Below are 15,566 nucleotides of genomic sequence, written 5' to 3' on the forward strand. Positions count from 1 at the left end.
ATGCAAAGCGGAATGCGACTATAATAAGAAATGCAAATTATAAATGGCTAGGATATGCAATCAAAAACGCTAGATAACAAATCGAAGTATTTGTTGATGGTAGAGGATACCGCTTCGGTAGCAGCTTTATATCGCTCGTATCTTACACCGCTCGAAATTGATATCAACATTGTCGGCACTGGCCGCGATGCAATCGAGAGTTTGAATCATCGAATCCCAGACCTTATTTTATTAGATCTACGTCTGCCTGATATGACGGGTATGGACGTACTATTTGCTGTAAAACAAAAATACCCTGAAGTTCCAGTTATCTTCATGACGGCTCACGGCTCTATCGATACCGCTGTAGAAGCGATGCGTCATGGCTCTCAAGATTTCCTTATCAAACCGTGTGAAGCCGACCGACTCCGTATTACGGTGAATAATGCGATCCGCAAAGCCACCAAGCTTAAAAATAGCTCGGAACACCCGGGAAACCAGAACTACCAAGGTTTTATCGGCAGCAGCCAAACCATGCAGCAGGTTTACCGAACTATCGATTCTGCTGCATCGAGTAAGGCGAGCATTTTCATTACTGGTGAAAGTGGTACCGGTAAAGAGGTATGTGCAGAAGCCATTCATGCGGCGAGTAAGCGTGGCGATAAGCCGTTCATCGCGATTAACTGTGCCGCTATCCCTAAAGACCTGATTGAAAGTGAGCTGTTTGGCCACGTTAAAGGTGCCTTTACCGGTGCTGCGACCGATCGCCAAGGTGCTGCTGAGCTTGCTGATGGTGGAACACTGTTCCTTGATGAACTGTGCGAAATGGACTTAGAGCTGCAAACCAAGCTGCTGCGCTTTATCCAAACCGGTACTTTCCAAAAAGTCGGCTCTTCGAAGATGAAGAGTGTCGACGTTCGTTTTGTGTGTGCGACCAACCGTGACCCTTGGAAAGAAGTACAAGAAGGTCGCTTTAGAGAAGATTTATACTATCGTTTATACGTGATTCCATTGCACTTGCCGCCATTGCGTGAGCGTGGTGAAGATGTCATCGAGATCGCGTATTCTCTGCTAGGCTATATGTCGGTCGAGGAGGGGAAGGCGTTTGTACGTTTTGCTCAGGAAGTACTTGATCGCTTTAATCAATATGAGTGGCCGGGTAACGTTCGTCAGCTACAAAACGTGTTGCGGAACGTGGTGGTTTTGAATAACGGCAAAGAGATTACTCTCAACATGCTTCCACCACCGTTGAACCAACCGATTGAAAACAGTCTGCGATTGAAAGAGAAGCAGAATGAAGACATCACGGTAAAAGATATTTTCCCATTGTGGATCACTGAGAAAACGGCTATCGAGCAGGCCATTAAAGCGTGTGATGGCAACATCCCTCGTGCGGCAGGTTTCTTAGATGTCAGTCCATCGACGATATACCGTAAGTTGCAAACGTGGAATGCGAAGCAGTAATCAACAAACAATAAGAAAATAATAATGACGAAAGTATTAAATCAGCAAAAAGTTGATGAGCTTGCCGGCGAAATAGGCCAAGAGAATGTCCCGGTTTTACTGGAAATCTTTTTAGGTGAGTTGAAAGGCTACTACGAACACCTAGAGATAAATAAAGAGTCGGATACCTCTAAGTACTTGGCTGATATCAGTCATGCGCTTAAGAGCAGCGCAGCAAGCTTTGGTGCGGATTCTTTGTGTAGTTTTGCGATTAGCTTAGACGCAAAAGTGAAGCAAGCGTTGCCTGTAACCGAGATTGATTTTCAAGATATGCAAGACCTCCTGTTATCGACGTACACTGAATATCAGCAGTTGATGACGGACCTTTAAAACAGCGAGTTATTACTGAGATTAAAAAAGGAGCAGCATGCTCCTTTTTTGTTGTTTGTCGCTTGAACCTATGGCTACGCCAACTGGGCTTCAATGGCTTGTTGAAGCTTCACACGGTCGTGTCGCCAATCTCGGTTTGCCGATGCAAGATCTGTGGTCACACAATTCCATTGCACTTCTAGTTCCGGGTGAGGTTCATTGCCTAACACGATGTCTATTTTCCTTGCCTTACAGGTACGTTCACACCACTCCAATTGCTCTTGAAGCGTCATTTTCCCTGCGGGACCGTGCTCTGGTGAAAGGTTTTCAACGAAGATAACTTTTGCCTTGGTGTTCTCAGAGATTGCTTTGCCAATCTCTGGAAGGAGAAGAGGGGGCATCACACTGGTTAAAAAGCTTCCAGGGCCAAGGACAATGCAGTCTGCTTGCTCAACGGCAGCAACGGCTTCTTTGGTTGCTGGCACTTCTGGAGACAAGTCCATCATGCGCAGCTTTTCCGTCATGTCATCAACGTTGGTTTCGCCGGTAACCCAGCGGCCGTCCATTGATAGAGCCGTGAGGTCTGAAGGATGCTCAGTCATCGGCACGATATTGACATCGACCTTGAGCATATTTCGAATCAGGTTAATTGCTTCCAATGGGCGAACGGAAAGGTTGTCTAACGCCGTCAGCATTAGGTTACCCAAGTTATGACCGTCTAGCTCACCTTGACCACGAAAGCGGTATTCGAACATCATCGAACTGATTGAAGGCTCTGTGATTAATTGGTTGATACAGTTGCGTGTATCTCCCCATGCGATGCCACCTTGGCAATCTCTAATACGTCCGGTGGAACCGCCGTTATCTGTCGTTGCAACAATGCCAGTTGCGTTGTTACCAAAGTCTTTTAATGCAGCTAACATGCGACCTAAGCCATGGCCACCGCCGATTGCTACGACTTTCTTTGAAGAGTAAATATTCATTTATTGTTCTTGTTAGGTTATTACCAACTATAATTTAGGTTAAATGCTTCTCGCTATATACTCAACAAGAGTTATTTTGAGCGTTTGATACGTTTTTTTTGCCGATGTGACCCGTTTTTTACCATCAGAGCTAGATTCACGTACAAATATTAAGTATTTTATTACTCAGCTACTGCGCGTGTGAATATAACGCTCAGTTGCCATAACTCCGAGCTCTCGCATGCTAAGTCGCACAGTGGTATTTGCTGTACCGATACGCATCAAGAGCCAGTGACATGTTGTCACAAGGGCTTAATTGGAAATGATTATGCCTCCCGTGTTTGGAAAGGTGTTCCGTGGCGCAACAATTCGAAGATAGATTCCATCGCAAGTTTTATTACTTGCGCTTGTCGGTTACAGACGTCTGTAACTTTAAATGTACTTACTGCTTGCCAGATGGTTACAAACCGTCAGGGCAAAAAAACTCGTCTTTTTTAAGTGTTCCCGAGATCAAACGCGTTGTTAAAGCGTTTGCAGATTGTGGTACCTCAAAGATCCGCATTACAGGCGGAGAGCCGAGTCTGCGTAAAGACTTTCCTGAAATCATACATACCGTTGCTTCTACTCCAGGCATCGAAAAAGTAGCCACCACAACGAATGGCTACCGCATGGAGAAACAAGTAGGGCAATGGCGTGATGCTGGTTTAACCCATATAAACGTGAGCGTGGATAGTTTAGATTCGCGCATGTTCCATCAGATCACTGGTGAGAATAAGTTTACTGAGGTTATGCGAGGCATTGATAAAGCGTTTGAGGTTGGCTTTGAACAAGTCAAAGTCAACGTCGTATTAATGAAAGACCTCAATAGTCAGGAATTACCAGCCTTCCTTAATTGGATCAAAGACAAACCTATTCAATTACGTTTTATCGAGCTGATGAAAACCGGCGAGATGGACGAGTTGTTCGATAAACATCATGTGTCTGGCGTTGCGATTCGCAACCAGCTTATTGCTAATGGTTGGCTGTTAAAAGTCAAAGCCGTTAACGATGGCCCGGCGCAAGTGTTTGTCCACCCAGACTACAAGGGTGAAATCGGTTTGATCATGCCTTACGAGAAAGACTTTTGTGAGAGTTGTAACCGACTGCGCGTTTCTGCGACCGGTAAACTTCACTTATGTCTGTTTGGCGACCATGGTGTTGAACTGAGAGATCTGATTCAAGAAGATCAACAAGAGCAAGAACTCATTGATCGAATTCAGGCTCAGCTTCAAACCAAGTCCGTTAGCCACTTCTTACACGATGGCAACAGCGGCATGACTCCAAACTTGGCGTCAATCGGCGGTTAACCCGCTACACACTCTAAAGCATTTTATCGCTCAGCTTCTTCAGGCTGGGCGAATCAGTCTAATGAAAAATTTATATAGGTGAACAAATGGGTCACGCAGAAAGCAAATTCCAAGCAGCAAACATCGCAGTACTAACGGTTTCAGATACTCGTACAGAAGAAAACGACACTTCAGGCGGTTACCTAGCAGAGCATGCTAAAGAAGCGGGTCACAACGTGGTTGATAAGCAAATCGTTATTGATGACATGTACAAGATCCGTGCGATCGTATCTAAGTGGATCGCTGATGAAAGCGTACAAGCGATCATGATCACTGGCGGTACGGGCTTCACTTCTCGCGACAGCACGCCTGAAGCGCTTAAGCCACTATTCGACAAAGAAGTAGAAGGCTTTGGTGAGCTATTCCGTCAAGTATCTTACGAAGAGATCGGTACATCGACCATTCAATCTCGTGCGATTGCGGGTTTTGCTAACCACACGGTTATCTTTGCGATGCCAGGTTCTACAGGCGCTTGCCGCACCGGTTGGACTAAGATCATCAAGCAACAGATGGATGCTAGCCACCGTCCTTGTAACTTCATGCCACACCTTTCTGTATAAGGCGGTTTGAGTATGAGCCAATTTACACACATTAACGCGTCTGGCGAAGCAAACATGGTCGATGTATCGGCTAAAGCGGAAACAGTACGCGAAGCGAGAGCGGAAGCCTTCGTTCAAATGTCGGCAGAAACGCTAGAGCTGATTGTTTCTGGTAGCCACCATAAAGGTGATGTTTTCGCAACGGCACGTATTGCGGGTATTCAAGCGGCGAAGAAGACGTGGGATCTGATTCCCCTGTGTCACCCTCTGCTATTAACTAAAGTAGAAGTGCAGCTTGAAGCTATCGAGTCTGAAAACAAGGTTCGCATCGAATCTGTTTGTAAGCTTGCGGGTAAGACGGGCGTAGAGATGGAAGCGCTAACGGCTGCTTCTGTGGCTGCGTTAACGATTTACGATATGTGTAAAGCTGTTCAGAAAGACATTGTTATCGAAAACGTGCGCCTGCTAGAGAAGACAGGTGGTAAATCTGGTCACTTTAAGGTGGAGTCATGATTACAGTACTTTTCTTTGCTCAAACTCGTGAACTTGTTGGTGTGGACAGCGTTGAAGTTGATGCACAATTTAAGACGATTGAAGCGATTCGTAGTCATCTTGTGACACAAGAAGGCAAATGGGATATCGCATTGGAAGAGGGGAAGCTTCTGGCTGCACTTAACCAATCAATCGTACCTCTGACAGCTGAAGTGAAAGACGGCGACGAAGTGGCTTTCTTCCCACCAGTGACTGGAGGCTAAGCATGGATCCAAGAGTATTAGTGACAGCTGAGGATTTCTATGTAGGCGACGAATACGACTACTTGGCTCAAGGTACAGCTGCCGGAGCGATTGTGACGTTCGTTGGTAAAGTGCGCGACATGAACCTTGGCGACAATGTGATAGGTTTGTCTCTGGAGCACTACCCGGGTATGACAGAGAAATCACTGAGCGAGATCTGTGACCAAGCTGAGGCTCGCTGGCCTATTCAGAAGATGCGTGTTATCCACCGTGTAGGTGACTTAGATATCGGCGACCAGATTGTTTACGTTGGTGTATCCAGTGCACACCGTGGTGCTGCATTTGAAGCCTGTGAATTCGTTATGGACTTCCTGAAAACCAAGGCTCCCTTTTGGAAAAAGGAACGCACGACCGAAACGACGCGTTGGGTTGATTCTCGTGATTCAGACACGAAAGCAGCGGAACGCTGGGAGAAGTAATTTCTCTTAAAGTGATGTTGCTTCAGCATTTACTCATTTGTATATGAGACAGTCAAAAACCGACCACTTAGGTCGGTTTTTTTGTACCTGCTATAAATCTATTTATAGATAATCATTGATTTGATAAATGATAATTCATTGTGGTTGCATATAAATTCAGCGCGTAATTTTGTCTTGATTGGTGCATTGGATAACCCGGTTTGGTGCAGAGCATTATGCTGTTTTGTATAAAGTGATAATCCTCACAAATAGTGGAGTCTATTTAGGGGATATGTGATGTGCAATTAGATTTCATGTGGCATTAATGTTAATTTGCTGACCGTGTTCTAGCATAAGATGCTAAAAAAAAGTATCAATACAGATACATCAACACTAAAGGCTGTTTTTTAATTAATCCCTATGTGTAACTCACTATTCATTAGGTTTTTATTAGAGATTTACACTGTTACCTTGAGTAATTCGGAGAATTATCCGATTTTTTGCGACTTGTTTATGGCAAATTACTTCAATGGTTGATAGTGTGTGCCTCAATCTTTGTAAGGTTTTAGATTTTTATGCTTAAAATTTGAGCTAAATAAATCTAAATCACTGCCGTTCAGTGAACCAAGCAAAGAAGTCATGGATGCAATACGGAAAACTTGGAGTTTATTAAATGTACAAGAATAAAATCACTCAGGCCCTTCTTCTAGGTGCTGGTTTGGCAGTGGCTGCCACTTCTACTCTTTCTATCGCTGCTGAAGTTCCAGCAGGCACAGAACTGGCAAAAGTTCAGGAACTGGTTCGCGGTAACGGTACTGAAGTTGCGACTATCGACCCACACAAATCTCAAGGTGTACCAGAATCTCACGTAATTCGTGATCTTCTAGAAGGTCTAGTGAACCAAGACGGCGAAGGTAATACTATCCCTGGTGTTGCTGAAAGCTGGGAAACGACAGACAACAAAACATTCACTTTCCACCTACGTAAAGATGCAAAATGGTCTAACGGCGATCCTGTAACAGCTGAAGATTTCGTTTACAGCTGGCAACGTGCAGTTGATCCTGCAACGGCTTCTCCATACGCTTGGTACATGGAATATACCAAGATGGCGAATGCGAAGGACATCGTAGCGGGTAAGAAAGACAAGAGTGAGCTAGGCGTTAAAGCTGTAGATGCAAACACGCTTGTTGTTGAATTAGAAACAGCGGTACCATACTTCGTAATGATGATGGGCCACACGACAATGAAGCCAGTACACCAGGCAACTGTTGAAAAATACGGTGACCAGTGGACTAAGCCAGAGCACTTTGTTGGCAACGGTGCATTCTCTGTTGATAAATGGGTTGTTAACGAGCGTCTAGTACTCAAGCGTAACGAACAGTACTGGGACAACGATAAAACAGTTCTTAACAAAGTAACGTTCCTACCAATCGAAAACCAAGTAGCGGAAATGAACCGTTTCCTATCTGGTGAAATCGATTTCACAAACGAACTTCCAACTGAGCACTTCAAGCGTCTTCAAAAAGAGTACGCAGAAGATGTATCTGTAGCGGGTAACCTATGTACTTACTACTACATCTTCAATACGAAGAAAGCACCATTTGATGATGTTCGTGTTCGTCAAGCAATCTCTTACGCGATCGACCGTGATATCGTAACAGGTGCTATCCTAGCGCAAGGTCAAAAACCTGCGTATTTCCTAACGCCTGAAATCACAGCTGGCTTCGATCCTGAGCTACCTGCTTACGGCAAGATGTCTCAGAAAGAGCGTAACGCAGAAGCGGAACGTCTTCTTGAAGAAGCGGGTTACGGTAAAGACAACCCACTTAAATTCAACCTGCTTTACAACACTTCAGAGAACCACAAGAAGATTGCTGTAGCGCTAGGTTCTATGTGGAAGAAAACACTGGGTCTTTCTGTAACACTTGAGAACCAAGAGTGGAAAACGTACCTATCTTCTAAAGATTCTGGTGACTTCGAAGTAGCACGTGCTGGTTGGTGTGGTGACTACAATGAAGCGTCTTCGTTCCTAACGCTAATGAAGAGTAACAACACTACCGGTGGTGTTCACTACGACAGCGCGGCTTACGACCAGATCATCGATAAAGCACTTAACTCAACTTCAGAAGAAGAGCGTAAAGCACTTTACCTAGAAGCTGAGGCGCTAATGGCAAACGACATGCCAATCGCTCCTATCTACCAATACGTTAAATCTCGTCTACTTAACCCGCATGTTGGTGGTTTCCCAATCAACAACGCGGAAGACAAGATCTTCTCGAAAGACCTATACATCAAAGCTCAATAATAAGCTTCGATTCTAAAAAGTTAATATAACTATAACGATACAGGCACTACATGCGCAGGGCGCGCATGTAGCGTCTTTCTAATTTTAATTGTCACAGACTGAAAGAGTGAGTTTATGCTTAAATTCATTATGAAACGGATATTTGAAGCGATTCCAACCATGTTGGTGTTGATCACTATATCTTTCTTTCTCATGCGTTTCGCACCGGGTAACCCGTTTTCGAGCGAACGTCCATTACCGCCAGAAGTTATGGCTAACATCGAAGCTAAATACGGCTTAGATAAACCAGTATTTGAACAATACACCACGTATTTGACAAATATCTTACAAGGTGACTTCGGCCCCTCGTTTAAGTACCAAGATTACACAGTAAATGAGCTGATCGCGGTTGCACTTCCAGTATCTGCGAAGGTAGGTTTCGTTGCCTTTATCTTCACACTATTGATGGGGGTCACTGTCGGGACGATTGCTGCCTTGAAGCACAACACCTGGGTCGACTACACCATAATGTCGACCGCTATGCTCGGGGTGGTAATGCCATCTTTCGTGTTGGCACCGGCGCTTATTTACCTTTTCTCCCTGCACTGGAACATATTCCCAGCAGGTGGTTGGCATGGCGGTACATTCATGTACATCGTGCTGCCTGTTATCGCGATGTCTCTTCTTTACGTAGCAACCTTTGCTCGTATTACTCGCGGTAGCATGATTGAAACGCTAAACAGTAACTTTATCCGAACTGCGCGTGCAAAAGGTCTAAGCTACCGTTATATCATTCTAAAACATGCACTTAAGCCAGCAATGCTACCTGTTGTTTCTTACATGGGACCTGCGTTCGTAGGTATCATCACAGGTTCAGTTGTTGTTGAAACCATCTTCGGCCTACCAGGTATCGGTAAGCTGTTTGTTAACGCCGCGTTTAACCGTGACTACTCGCTAGTAATGGGTGTAACCATCTTGATTGGTTTCCTATTCATCTTGTTCAACGCAATCGTTGATATTTTGCTAGCGCTTATTGACCCGAAAATTCGCTACTAACAGGGACGCATGGTTATGTTGAAGAAAAAAGAAAATTTAGAAGCGATCGAAAAGTTCTCTGAGAGCTTAGAGATTGAAGGTCGTAGTTTGTGGCAGGACGCGCGCATTCGTTTCATGCGAAACAAAGCTGCGATGGTGAGTCTGTTCATTCTTACGCTTATGGTACTGGCAGTTATCTTCTTACCAATGCTGGCTCAGTACACTTATGATGATACTGACTGGTACGCAATGCACGTTGGTCCGAATGCGGATCACTGGTTTGGTACCGATAGCTTAGGTCGTGATTTGTACGTTCGTACTCTTGTCGGTGGCCGCATCTCATTGATGGTTGGTGTGATGGGTGCCTTCGTAGCGGTACTGATTGGTACGCTTTACGGTGCAGCTTCAGGCTTCATCGGCGGTCGTACTGACCGAGTGATGATGCGTATCCTAGAGATCTTGTACGCAGTACCATTCATGTTCCTAGTAATCGTACTGGTAACGTTCTTTGGTCGTAACATCGTCCTAATCTTCGTTGCTATTGGTGCGATTGCTTGGCTAGATATGGCGCGTATTGTACGTGGTCAAACGTTGAGCCTACGTAGTAAAGAGTTCATTGAAGCTGCACACGTATGTGGTGTAAGCAAATGGAAGATCATTACACGTCACATCGTACCGAACGTACTGGGTATCGTAGCGGTTTATTCTACGCTGCTTATTCCAAGCATGATCCTTACAGAATCATTCTTATCTTTCCTTGGTCTTGGTGTTCAAGAGCCTATGACAAGCTGGGGCGCATTGCTTCAAGAAGGTTCGCAAACAATGGAAGTTGCAATCTGGCAATTGACATTCCCTGCGGCATTCATGGTAGTTACGCTGTTCTGCTTTAACTACGTAGGTGATGGTCTGCGCGACGCGCTTGATCCAAAAGACAGATAACGAAATAGCAATTAAAAGCTATAAAAGATTAAGGAAGCAATAATGAGCTTATTAGATGTCAAAGATCTGCGCGTCGAATTTACCACACAAGATGGTATCGTAACCGCAGTAAACGACTTGAACTTCTCACTTAACCAAGGCGAAACGCTGGGTATTGTTGGTGAGTCGGGTTCAGGTAAATCACAAACGGTATTTGCACTGATGGGGCTGCTGGCTAAGAACGGCATCATCTCAGGCAGTGCAAAGTTTGAAGGCAATGAAATTCTCAACCTGCCTGAAAAAGCACTGAACAAGGTTCGTGCTGAACAGATCGCGATGATCTTCCAAGATCCAATGACCTCACTGAACCCTTACATGAAAGTAAGTGACCAGCTGATGGAAGTACTTATGCTGCATAAAGGCATGGGTAAAGCAGAAGCGTTTGAAGAATCAGTACGCATGCTTGAAGCGGTGAAAATCCCTGAAGCACGCAAGCGTATCACTATGTACCCGCACGAGTTTTCGGGCGGTATGCGTCAGCGTGTGATGATCGCAATGGCACTGCTGTGTCGTCCTAAATTGCTTATCGCTGATGAACCAACAACGGCACTGGATGTAACCATTCAAGCGCAAATCATGGAATTGCTGAACGAACTAAAAGATGAGTTCAATACAGCAATCATTATGATCACCCATGACTTGGGTGTTGTTGCTGGTTCTTGTGACAAAGTACTTGTGATGTACGCGGGTCGTACAATGGAGTACGGCACGGTTGATGAAATCTTCTACGAGCCAAGCCACCCATACGCGGAAGGCCTGCTTAAAGCGATTCCTCGTTTGGATACCGAAGGTGAAATTCTACCGACGATTCCAGGTAACCCACCTAACTTACTTCGCCTACCAACAGGTTGTCCTTACCAAGACCGTTGTCACCGTGTAATGGACCGTTGTAAGCAAGAAGCACCGATTTTGCAGCCATTTGCTAAAGACCGTCAGCGTGCTTGTTTTTCAGACTGGGAGACTTGGACAAAATGAGTAAAGAATTACTATTAGATATTAAAGACCTGAAAGTTCACTTTAGCATTGCAGCTAAGTCTGCTTGGCCTTGGGCAAAACCATCAAACCTTAAAGCGGTTGATGGGGTTGATGTTCACCTTTACGAAGGCGAAACGCTTGGTGTAGTAGGTGAGTCTGGTTGTGGTAAGTCGACTTTTGCCCGTGCGATTATCGGCTTGGTTGAAGCGACTGAAGGGCAAGTGATGTGGTTAGGTCAAGACCTAACTAAGATGCAGGAAGTGAAGCGTCGTGAGACTCGTAAAGAGATTCAGATGATCTTCCAAGACCCGCTAGCGTCGCTTAACCCACGTATGTCAGTAGGCGATATCATTGCTGAGCCTCTAGAGACTTTCTTTCCTGAACTTTCTAAACAAGAAGTGAAGGACAGAGTTAAAGAGATGATGGCAAAGGTTGGCCTACTACCCAACGTAATCAACCGTTACCCACATGAATTCTCTGGTGGTCAGTGTCAGCGTATTGGTATTGCACGTGCGCTTATCTTGAAGCCTAAGATGATCATCTGTGATGAACCGGTTTCTGCACTCGATGTATCTATCCAAGCTCAAGTAGTTAACCTTCTGAAAGAGCTACAGAAAGAACTTGGTTTGTCTTTGGTATTCATCGCGCACGATTTGTCGGTTGTTAAACACATCTCTGATCGCGTATTGGTGATGTACCTAGGTAATGCGGTAGAACTTGGCGAATCAGATGCATTGTTCTCTGATCCTAAGCACCCATACACCAAAGCGTTGATGTCTGCAGTTCCAATTCCAGACCCACGCTTAGAGCGCAGCAAAACCATTCAGATGTTGGAAGGTGATCTCCCATCGCCAATCAATCCGCCATCAGGTTGTGTGTTCCGTACTCGTTGCCCACAAGCAACAGAGGCGTGTGCGCAAACTAAGCCAACGATTCAAGGCGATGACGTTCACGCAGTATCTTGCTTGCACGTACAAGTCTAGAGCCTATTTAAAACGGTTCAGCCTGTGACAGGCTTAAGCGCGACTAGTTATTAGAGTCGCGCTTTTTTTGTCTTAGGCTTATTGGTTCGCTCAACAAGCTTCATCAAAATATTCGAACAACTAAGCCAACTTCTTCTAGTTTTGAAAAAGTTGGCTTTTTTTATACTAGAGAAAAGTTTCGATGACAGAGGTTTGGATATGGGTAAGTTAGTTGAAGGTGTTTGGCACGATGTGTGGTACGACACCAAAGAAAGCGGTGGTAAGTTTGTTCGTGAAGATGCGGGCTTTCGTCACTGGATAGAGAACAAACCGGGCGCGCAGTTTGAGCCTGAAAGCGGCCGTTATCACTTATACGTATCATTGGCTTGCCCTTGGGCGCACCGAACCCTTATCTTCCGTGAGCTGAAAGACCTAACCGATCACATTGACGTGACGGTTGTTTGCCCAGACATGATGAGTGAAGGTTGGCAAATGGGGTTACCTGAACCTCTATTTGGCCATACCCGCATGCACCAAATCTACACTCAAGCCAAGCCTGACTACTCGGGTAGAGTAACGGTACCTGTGCTGTGGGATAAGAAAACCAACACCATTGTGAGTAACGAGTCGTCTGAAATCATTCGCATGTTTAACTCAGAGTTTAATGAGCTAACGGGTAACACCGATGATTACTACCCGTGGGAGTTGTCCAAGAAGATTGATGAGTGGAATGATTATATCTACCCAAACATCAACAACGGCGTATACCGAACCGGCTTTGCGACAACACAAGAAGCCTACGAAGAGGCGTATGAAGCGTTATTTGAAGCGTTAGATAAAGTGGATGCGCATCTTAGTGAGAAACGTTATTTAGCGGGAGAGCAGATTACTGAAGCGGATTGGCGGTTGTTCACGACCTTGGTTCGATTCGATGCTGTGTATGTGGGTCACTTCAAGTGTAACAAGCAACGAATTGCGGATTACAAACATATCCAAGGTTATCTAAAAGAGCTCTATCAAATAGAAGGTATTAAAGAGACGACGGATTTCTACCACATCAAGCGCCACTACTATTACAGCCATACGGGCATCAACCCGACTCAAGTGGTGCCTAAAGGGCCTGATCTGGATTTAGATTCGCCTCACGGACGTGGTTAGAATCATTAATTAATCCGCTTTTCTTCAGGCGTAAAAAAACCCTAGATAAACATCTAGGGTTTTTGCTTTCTGAAAAAGAAAATTAGTTAACTACTTTTTCTTCAGCTTGCGCAGCTTGGTCTGCTTGGATAGCCGTTAGAGCTACTGTGTAAACGATGTCGTCTACTAGAGCGCCACGAGACAAGTCATTTACTGGCTTGCGCATACCTTGAAGCATTGGACCGATAGATACTAGATCTGCTGAACGTTGTACCGCTTTGTAAGTCGTGTTACCAGTGTTTAGGTCTGGGAATACGAATACAGTCGCTTTACCAGCTACTGGAGAGTTCGGTGCTTTAGAAGCAGCAACGTTTTCCATGATAGCAGCATCGTACTGTAGAGGACCGTCGATCACTAGATCAGGACGCTTCTCTTGAGCAAGTTTCGTTGCTTCACGTACTTTATCTACGTCTGCACCCTTACCAGATTCACCAGTAGAGTAAGAGATCATAGCAACGCGTGGGTCGATACCGAATGCCGCAGCAGAATCTGCAGATTGGATAGCGATTTCAGCAAGCTGTTCAGCTGTTGGATCTGGGTTGATCGCACAGTCACCGTATACAAGAACTTGATCAGGCAGAAGCATGAAGAAGATCGAAGATACGATAGAAGCATCAGGAGCAGTCTTGATGATCTGGAATGGAGGAACGATAGTGTTCGCCGTTGTGTGAACAGCACCAGAAACTAGGCCGTCAACTTCGCCAGCTTCAAGCATCATAGTACCTAGGAATACTGAATCTTCTAGCTTCTCACGAGCAACAACTTCAGTCATACCTTTAGCGCCACGAAGTTCTACTAGACGAGCTACGTAGTTTTCGCGAACTGATGCAGAATCGATGATCTCAACGCCAGCGCCAAGCTCAACACCTTGCTGCGCTGCAACGCGACGGATTTCTTCAGGGTTACCTAGAAGTACACACGTTGCGATACCGCGCTCAGCACAGATAGCCGCAGCTTTAACTGTACGTGGCTCATCACCTTCAGGAAGAACGATGCGCTTAGCCGCTTTACGAGCAAATTCAGTTAGCTGGTAACGGAATGCTGGTGGGCTTAGACGACGGATGCCTTGAGTACCTTCAGATAGAGAATCAATCCAAGGGCCATCAATGTGGCTTGCAACGTGATCGTTAACGAACTCGATACGCTCTTTATCGTCTGCAGGAACTTCTAGGTTGAAGCTCTGTAGGTTTAGAGATGTCTGCCAAGTGTTACCTTGAGCCTTGAAGATCGGTAGACCTGAAGCGAATGCTGGTGCACAAAGGTTAGCAATGCTTTCTGGAATGTCGTAACCGCCAGTAAGCAGGATTGCGCCAATCTCAACACCGTTTTTCGCAGCAAGAGCCGCAGCAACGATAACGTCAGGACGGTCTGCAGAAGTTACTAGCAGTGAGCCTGGTTTGAAGTGCTCAATCATGTGCGGTAGAGAACGTGCACAGAAAGTGATGCTCTTAATACGACGAGTTGAGATTTCACCTTCGTTAACGATTTCAGCGTTAAGGTGCTTAGCCATATCAACCGCACGAGTTGCGATTAGATCGATGCTCCATGGCACGCAGCCAAGAACACGGATAGGGCTAGAGTTGAAGATTTGCATTACTTCAAGGTTCGCTTGCTGAGCGCTGTCTGCATCATCAAAGATTTCAGATAGGTCAGGGCGAGTACGGCCAGCCTCATCAACAGGAGCGTTAAGCTTGTTGATGATTACGCCTTTGATGTTTTTGTTCTTAGTACCGCCGAAGTTAGAACATGCTACTTCTATACGCTCTTTAAGCTGCGTAGGGTTGTCAGTACCAGGAGTCGCAACGAATACGATCTCCGCGCCAAGTGTTTTTGCGATTTCCGCGTTCACTTGGTTAGCAAATGGGTGCTTACGAGTAGGTACTAGACCTTCGATTAGCGTAACTTCTGCGTCTTTGTTGATCTTGTTGTATTGCTCAACAACAGACTCAAGAAGCTCGTCCATTTTTTCGCTACCGATCAAAGCTTCAGCTTTAGTCATTGCGATTGGCTCACCAATCTTAATGTCGCTGTTTGCGCTGATGATAGTAGACGTTAGATCTGGTTGGTTACCACCGCTGCGAGGCTGAGCGATTGGCTTGTAGAAAGAAACACTTACGCCCTTACGCTCCATAGCGCGAAGAACACCCATGCTAACACTAGTAAGACCAACACCAGCGCTTGTAGGGATAAGCATAATAGTACGTGACATTGACGAACACCTTTGACTATTGGAAATAAAAAAAGCTCAACTGCTATTCCCACCGAT

Annotated in this window: 15 protein-coding genes and 1 riboswitch; of the genes, 13 read left to right on the forward strand and 2 right to left on the reverse strand. The window is 45.3% G+C overall.

What is annotated here, in order from left to right:
• Positions 1 to 54: 54 nt before the first annotated feature.
• Positions 55 to 1,443: a quorum-sensing sigma-54 dependent transcriptional regulator LuxO gene (luxO, locus tag AB4558_RS13085; protein WP_004734031.1), complete on the forward strand. Its 1,389-nt coding sequence runs from the start codon at positions 55 to 57 to the stop codon at positions 1,441 to 1,443.
• A gap of 24 nt (positions 1,444 to 1,467) precedes the next feature.
• Positions 1,468 to 1,812 carry a quorum-sensing phosphorelay protein LuxU gene (gene luxU, locus AB4558_RS13090; RefSeq protein ID WP_017062179.1) on the forward strand — a complete coding sequence of 115 codons (345 nt, stop codon included), beginning with the start codon at positions 1,468 to 1,470 and terminating at the stop codon, positions 1,810 to 1,812.
• 74 nt (positions 1,813 to 1,886) lie between these two features.
• Here the strand turns inward: luxU and AB4558_RS13095 are convergent, their stop codons facing one another.
• Positions 1,887 to 2,774, reverse strand: a complete 888-nt coding sequence (locus AB4558_RS13095; RefSeq protein ID WP_017062178.1) for a YvcK family protein — start codon at positions 2,772 to 2,774, stop codon at positions 1,887 to 1,889.
• Between the two features lie 194 nt (positions 2,775 to 2,968).
• Positions 2,969 to 3,121, forward strand: a riboswitch (molybdenum cofactor riboswitch).
• Here AB4558_RS13095 and moaA point away from each other — a divergent pair.
• The 11 genes from moaA (at position 3,110) to AB4558_RS13150 (ending at position 13,261) form a co-directional block, all read left to right on the forward strand.
• A complete protein-coding gene (gene moaA, locus AB4558_RS13100) occupies positions 3,110 to 4,099 on the forward strand; it encodes a GTP 3',8-cyclase MoaA (protein WP_009848642.1) in 990 nt (329 codons plus the stop codon). It overlaps the preceding riboswitch by 12 nt.
• 86 nt (positions 4,100 to 4,185) lie before the next feature.
• Positions 4,186 to 4,698: a molybdenum cofactor biosynthesis protein B gene (gene moaB, locus AB4558_RS13105; protein WP_004734027.1), complete on the forward strand. Its 513-nt coding sequence runs from the start codon at positions 4,186 to 4,188 to the stop codon at positions 4,696 to 4,698.
• Positions 4,699 to 4,710: 12 nt separating this feature from the next.
• A complete protein-coding gene (gene moaC, locus AB4558_RS13110; RefSeq protein WP_004734026.1) occupies positions 4,711 to 5,190 on the forward strand; it encodes a cyclic pyranopterin monophosphate synthase MoaC in 480 nt (159 codons plus the stop codon).
• Positions 5,187 to 5,432 (forward strand): molybdopterin synthase sulfur carrier subunit, encoded by a 246-nt coding sequence (moaD, locus tag AB4558_RS13115; RefSeq protein WP_017063465.1) that lies wholly within the window; start codon positions 5,187 to 5,189, stop codon positions 5,430 to 5,432. The genes moaC and moaD overlap by 4 nt, the downstream gene beginning before the upstream one ends.
• 2 nt (positions 5,433 to 5,434) lie before the next feature.
• Positions 5,435 to 5,890, forward strand: a complete 456-nt coding sequence (gene moaE, locus AB4558_RS13120) for a molybdopterin synthase catalytic subunit MoaE (RefSeq protein ID WP_102321131.1) — start codon at positions 5,435 to 5,437, stop codon at positions 5,888 to 5,890.
• A gap of 652 nt (positions 5,891 to 6,542) precedes the next feature.
• Positions 6,543 to 8,174, forward strand: coding sequence for an ABC transporter substrate-binding protein (locus tag AB4558_RS13125; protein ID WP_372074417.1), 1,632 nt, complete (start codon positions 6,543 to 6,545; stop codon positions 8,172 to 8,174).
• A gap of 114 nt (positions 8,175 to 8,288) precedes the next feature.
• Complete coding sequence (gene oppB, locus AB4558_RS13130; RefSeq protein WP_017062174.1) at positions 8,289 to 9,209, forward strand: oligopeptide ABC transporter permease OppB; 921 nt, start codon at positions 8,289 to 8,291, stop codon at positions 9,207 to 9,209.
• Positions 9,210 to 9,224: 15 nt separating this feature from the next.
• Complete coding sequence (oppC, locus tag AB4558_RS13135; protein WP_017062173.1) at positions 9,225 to 10,127, forward strand: oligopeptide ABC transporter permease OppC; 903 nt, start codon at positions 9,225 to 9,227, stop codon at positions 10,125 to 10,127.
• A 42-nt stretch (positions 10,128 to 10,169) separates the two neighbouring features.
• Positions 10,170 to 11,141 (forward strand): ABC transporter ATP-binding protein, encoded by a 972-nt coding sequence (locus AB4558_RS13140; protein ID WP_012603544.1) that lies wholly within the window; start codon positions 10,170 to 10,172, stop codon positions 11,139 to 11,141.
• A complete protein-coding gene (oppF, locus tag AB4558_RS13145; RefSeq protein WP_017062172.1) occupies positions 11,138 to 12,124 on the forward strand; it encodes a murein tripeptide/oligopeptide ABC transporter ATP binding protein OppF in 987 nt (328 codons plus the stop codon). Before AB4558_RS13140 ends, oppF begins: the two co-directional genes overlap by 4 nt.
• 198 nt (positions 12,125 to 12,322) lie before the next feature.
• The gene (locus tag AB4558_RS13150) at positions 12,323 to 13,261 is read left to right on the forward strand and encodes a glutathione S-transferase family protein (protein WP_102321139.1); all 939 of its coding nucleotides are present in this window, start codon (positions 12,323 to 12,325) and stop codon (positions 13,259 to 13,261) included.
• 82 nt (positions 13,262 to 13,343) lie between these two features.
• Here the strand turns inward: AB4558_RS13150 and pta are convergent, their stop codons facing one another.
• Positions 13,344 to 15,509, reverse strand: a complete 2,166-nt coding sequence (pta, locus tag AB4558_RS13155; RefSeq protein ID WP_017062170.1) for a phosphate acetyltransferase — start codon at positions 15,507 to 15,509, stop codon at positions 13,344 to 13,346.
• Between the last annotated feature and the right edge of the window lie 57 nt (positions 15,510 to 15,566).

The sequence above is a fragment of the Vibrio sp. 10N.222.51.C5 genome (assembly GCF_041474575.1).
Taxonomy (GTDB): Bacteria; Pseudomonadota; Gammaproteobacteria; order Enterobacterales; family Vibrionaceae; genus Vibrio; species Vibrio crassostreae_C.

Coding starts and splice junctions, on each gene's coding strand:
- AB4558_RS13125 (WP_372074417.1), top strand. CDS start 6,543: ATGTACAAGAATAAAATCACTCAGGCCCTTCTTCTAGGTGCTGGTTTG.
- oppF (WP_017062172.1), top strand. CDS start 11,138: ATGAGTAAAGAATTACTATTAGATATTAAAGACCTGAAAGTTCACTTT.
- AB4558_RS13140 (WP_012603544.1), top strand. CDS start 10,170: ATGAGCTTATTAGATGTCAAAGATCTGCGCGTCGAATTTACCACACAA.
- AB4558_RS13095 (WP_017062178.1), bottom strand. CDS start 2,774: ATGAATATTTACTCTTCAAAGAAAGTCGTAGCAATCGGCGGTGGCCAT.
- moaD (WP_017063465.1), top strand. CDS start 5,187: ATGATTACAGTACTTTTCTTTGCTCAAACTCGTGAACTTGTTGGTGTG.
- oppB (WP_017062174.1), top strand. CDS start 8,289: ATGCTTAAATTCATTATGAAACGGATATTTGAAGCGATTCCAACCATG.
- moaE (WP_102321131.1), top strand. CDS start 5,435: ATGGATCCAAGAGTATTAGTGACAGCTGAGGATTTCTATGTAGGCGAC.
- AB4558_RS13150 (WP_102321139.1), top strand. CDS start 12,323: ATGGGTAAGTTAGTTGAAGGTGTTTGGCACGATGTGTGGTACGACACC.
- moaC (WP_004734026.1), top strand. CDS start 4,711: ATGAGCCAATTTACACACATTAACGCGTCTGGCGAAGCAAACATGGTC.
- moaB (WP_004734027.1), top strand. CDS start 4,186: ATGGGTCACGCAGAAAGCAAATTCCAAGCAGCAAACATCGCAGTACTA.
- luxU (WP_017062179.1), top strand. CDS start 1,468: ATGACGAAAGTATTAAATCAGCAAAAAGTTGATGAGCTTGCCGGCGAA.
- luxO (WP_004734031.1), top strand. CDS start 55: ATGCAATCAAAAACGCTAGATAACAAATCGAAGTATTTGTTGATGGTA.
- oppC (WP_017062173.1), top strand. CDS start 9,225: ATGTTGAAGAAAAAAGAAAATTTAGAAGCGATCGAAAAGTTCTCTGAG.
- pta (WP_017062170.1), bottom strand. CDS start 15,509: ATGTCACGTACTATTATGCTTATCCCTACAAGCGCTGGTGTTGGTCTT.